Annotated in this window: 5 protein-coding genes; 1 reads left to right on the top strand and 4 read right to left on the bottom strand. The window is 68.8% G+C overall.

From position 1 onward, the window contains the following. Window positions 1-777 (bottom strand): alkyl/aryl-sulfatase (locus tag Q7T09_RS08780; protein WP_304699225.1); only part of this gene is annotated, 777 nt, incomplete at its 3' end. Between the two features lie 145 nt (window positions 778-922). On the opposite strand from Q7T09_RS08780, the gene Q7T09_RS08775 reads away from it, so the two are divergent. After that, window positions 923-1,780, top strand: coding sequence for an SDR family NAD(P)-dependent oxidoreductase (locus Q7T09_RS08775; RefSeq protein WP_304699224.1), 858 nt, complete (start codon window positions 923-925; stop codon window positions 1,778-1,780). 267 nt (window positions 1,781-2,047) lie between these two features. On the opposite strand, the gene Q7T09_RS08770 is transcribed toward Q7T09_RS08775, so the two are convergent. The 3 genes from Q7T09_RS08770 to Q7T09_RS08760 form a co-directional block, all read right to left on the bottom strand. Beyond that, complete coding sequence (locus Q7T09_RS08770; protein WP_304699223.1) at window positions 2,048-2,581, bottom strand: NUDIX hydrolase; 534 nt, start codon at window positions 2,579-2,581, stop codon at window positions 2,048-2,050. 2 nt (window positions 2,582-2,583) lie between these two features. Then, window positions 2,584-3,174: a GNAT family N-acetyltransferase gene (locus Q7T09_RS08765; protein WP_304699222.1), complete on the bottom strand. Its 591-nt coding sequence runs from the start codon at window positions 3,172-3,174 to the stop codon at window positions 2,584-2,586. Beyond that, window positions 3,171-3,881, bottom strand: a 711-nt coding sequence (locus tag Q7T09_RS08760; protein ID WP_304699221.1) for a sulfite exporter TauE/SafE family protein, incomplete at its 5' end; no start/stop codon positions are given. The genes Q7T09_RS08760 and Q7T09_RS08765, both read right to left, overlap by 4 nt.

Below are 3,881 nucleotides of genomic sequence, written 5' to 3'. Positions count from 1 at the left end.
TGAGGCCACCCACTGGACCGGGTCGCGGTAGCTGGTGCCGCGGATCGTGTAGAGGTTGGGGAAGGCCTTGTAGATGTTGTCGCCGGGGAACAGCACGCGGCGGTGGGGCATCCAGACGAAGAGCTGGTCCTCGGTCTCGCCCGGCGCGTGCTGCAGGACGAACTGCTCGCCGCCGAGCTTGATGGAGAGCGTCTGATCGAAGGTGAGGTTGGGGGTGAGGAAGCCCCCCGATCCGCCGCCGCCGAAGGCCGACAGGAAGGGCCCGATGCCGACGCTGACGAAGCCGTCCGGGGTCCCCTTGGGCAGGAAGACCCCGTACATGCGGGCTGCGCGGGCGGCGATGGAGGGGGCGGCGACCCCGTTCCACTTGGCGGCCTCCCGCAGCAGGGTCGCCTGGGCGATGACCTTGCCGCCCTTGGCCAGGGGGAAGGCCCGAGCGCCGCTGATGTGGTCGTTGTGGTTGTGGGTGTAGATGATGGCCACGACCGGCTTGCCGCCGGCGTGGGGCGCGAACTCCGCCCAGACCTTTTTCGCCTCGTCCAGGCTGTCGGTGGTGTCGATGATCACCACACCGGACTTGCCCACCACCATGATGGAATTGGCGATGCCGTAGCCGACGGCGGAGAAGACGCCCGGGGCCGGCTCGTAGACCTTGGCCGGGGCGAACTCGGCGGTGTGGGCGGCCAGCGACGGGGCGATGCGGGCGGCGGGCTCGTCGGCCAGGGCGGCGGTGGCCAAGAGGCCTGCCGCAAGGGCGGCGGCGCATGCGCGGATCATGGTGTTTCCCCAACCTGACGGCTCTTGACGCCTAGAACGCTCCTGTCCCGGTCGCGGTCAATACTTGTCAGGCCGCCGGCGCGGTTCGATGATGCGCGAAAATTAAATCATAGGGAGAACGACCATGGGATTGCTGGATGGGAAGGTGGCGATTGTCACAGGCGCGGGCGGCGGGCTGGGCGAGGCCTACGCCAAGCTGTTCGCCAAGGAGGGCGCCAGCGTCGTCGTGAACGACCTGGGCGGCAGCCGCGACGGTTCCGGGTCGGGCACCAGCGCCGCGGCCCAGAAGGTGGTGGACGAGATCATCGCCGCCGGCGGCAAGGCGGTGGCCAACGCCGACGACGTCTCCACCATGGAAGGCGGCGAGAACATCGCCAAGACCGCCCTGGATAACTTCGGCCAGATCGACATCCTGGTCTGCAACGCCGGCATCCTGCGCGACAAGACCTTCGCCAACACCTCCGAGGCCGATTGGGACCTGGTGGTGAAGGTGCATCTGAAGGGCACCTATTGCTGCACCATGCCGGTGTGGAAGTGGATGAAGGACAACGGCAAGCCCGGCGCCATCGTCATGACCAGCTCCACCTCGGGCCTCTACGGCAATTTCGGCCAGTCCAATTACGGGGCGGCCAAGGCCGGCATCTACGGCTTCATGCGCGTGCTCTCCATCGAGGGCCGCAAGTACGGCATCCGGGTCATGGCGCTCGCGCCGGGCGCCTTCACCCGCATGACGTCGGATCTGCCCGGCCGCCAGGGCAAGGAGCCGGACGCCATGAGCCTGCCGGAGAACATCGCGCCGGGCGTGCTCTACATGGTCTCCGACCTCGCCGCCGACCACAGCGGCAAGGTGCTGGGGGTCTCCTCGCGGGGCGTGCGGGAGATCAAGATGGTCCAGACCGACGGCTTCAACCCGGGCAAGCCCTACACCGCCCAGGACGTGGCCAAGCACGCCGCCGAGGTGTTCTTCCCGGCCGCCCAGGAACGCACGGCGGCGAGCGCGTAGCAGGGCCCCTCTGATCCGCGCTTCCCTCTGGTCGACATGAGGTCATCCTTCTCCCCTTGCGGGAGAAGGTGGCCGGTCGGAGACCGGTCGGATGAGGGGTTATGCTCCGCTCTCCGCGCCTCTTGAAACGCCGCCATCGGATAGGGTTTTCGACCCCTCATCCGACCCTGCTCCGCAGGGCCACCTTCTCCCGCAGGGGGAGAAGGAGACAGTGGCGTCCGCGCGCCTCGGAACCGGGAAGGGACATTCGCACGCAAACTACGAGACTCACTTCCGCGCCGTCATCGCCAGCCGCAGGATAGTCCGCTGCTCCACAGACAAGGTGGCGAGCGCCCGAGAGATCGGGACCAGGCGCGAGCCGGTCTCGATCTCGCCCGCGCGCTTCAGGCCGCCGCGCCGATAGTCGCCCGCCTCGCCGACGAACAGCAGATGCAGGAAGTCAGGATAGGGGTAGCGGTAGCCCTCGGGCCGCGCCGACAGGTGGCGGAAATGGATCATGGCGAAGAGGCAGGGGCTGGGCAGGGTCCAGCCGCACTCCTCCAGCAGTTCGCGAGCCAGGGTCTGGCCGACGGTCTCGCCGGGCTCCATGCGGCCGCCGGGCATGACATGGCTGTCGATGCCGTCGTCCACCACCACGACCTTGGAACCCTTGAAAACCACGCCGCGCACGGAGGTGACAAGCTCGGCGGTGGGAGGCTCGGCGCAAGGGAAGACCTTCACCGCCAGATGGATCTGCGGCCCCCAGCGGGCCTCGCCTTCATAGCTCGGCGCGCGCCCGGCGATGAGGGCGTCCAGCGACATCCCTAGGCCTCGAACCCCGCCAGCCGCGCGTCCAGCCGGTCGCGGACGGCCGGCCACTCGTCGGCCAGCACCGAGAAGATGCAGGTGTCCCGCACCCGGCCGGTCCAGGTGACCCGGTCCTGGCGAAGGGTTCCCTCGTGAACCGCCCCCAGCTTGAGGACGGCGGCCCGCGAGCGGGCGTTGGCGGCGTCGACGCGGAAGACCACGCGGCGCGCGCCGTCGCCGAAGGCCTGGCCCATCATCAGCCGCTTGGCCGCCGGGTTCACCGCCCCGCCGCGATAGTCGGGGTGATAGTAGGTGCCGCCGATCTCCAGGCTGGCGTTGGGCAGGTCGTAGGACGAGTAGCAGGTGATGCCGATGCAGCGACCGCCCGCCACCACCGCCCAGTGGATGGACTTTCCGGTCGCCAGGTCGGTCTTCATCCGCGCCCAGATGGGGTCGAAGTGCTCGCCGGCCATGGAATAGGGATAGAGGTCGGTCCAGACCGCCGGGTCGGCGTCGCAGGCGGCTCGCAGATCCTCCTTGTGATCCTCGGTGAAGGGTTCCAGCCGCACGAAGCGGTTCTCCATCACCCGGGTCGGATCGACTTTCATTCGCCCCTCGCAAACAAGATCGCGGCCTGGACGAGATACAGGATTCCCACCGCCGTCACGATCAGCCGGGTGTAGCGCTTGAAGTCGACGTCGGTGAGCCGGTCGAGGATGCGCCCCCCGGCCGCCGTGCCCAGCATGGAGAGCGGGACGGCGAGCGCGAACAGCCACAGCGGCGGCATCTCCGCGCCGTCCCGGGTCCGCAGCATCAGCCCGCCATAGACCACGATCTTGGCCAGGTGGGCGAAGACCTGGGTGGCGGCCTTGGTGGCGACGATGACGTGGCGGGTGAGCGCGGTGCGGACGAAGAAGATGTCCAGCAGCGGCCCCGCCACGCCCGCGGTGAGGTTCACCCCGGTCACCATGATCCCCGACAGCAGGGCCTGGGCGGGCTTGGCGGCGTCCAGCCGGATCCAGTGCTGAGGCAGCCAGAGCAGGCCCGGCAACAGGCCCATGACCAGGAAGAGGACGGGCTTGGAGGGAGCCAGCGCGATCAGGGAGACCCCCACGCCGGCGATCAGGGAGCCAAGCGCGTAGATTCCGACGATCCGCCAGGCGACATGCTTGCGGTGCAGGATCGCCCGCCAGCCATTGGCGACCAGCTGCAGCACGCCATGGGTGACGAAGGCCGCCGAGACCGGCAGGACCAGGGCCAGGCCGCCCATCAGGACGAGGCCGCCGGCCATGCCGAACACCCCTGAGAGGGTGGC

Origin of the sequence: Phenylobacterium sp., assembly GCF_030645195.1 — a bacterium.
Classification (GTDB): Bacteria; Pseudomonadota; Alphaproteobacteria; order Caulobacterales; family Caulobacteraceae; genus Phenylobacterium.
Note: the sequence above shows the minus strand (reverse complement) of the source record. Positions and strands in the feature narration are given on the sequence as shown.

Coding starts and splice junctions, on each gene's coding strand:
- Q7T09_RS08770 (WP_304699223.1), bottom strand. CDS start 2,581: ATGTCGCTGGACGCCCTCATCGCCGGGCGCGCGCCGAGCTATGAAGGC.
- Q7T09_RS08765 (WP_304699222.1), bottom strand. CDS start 3,174: ATGAAAGTCGATCCGACCCGGGTGATGGAGAACCGCTTCGTGCGGCTG.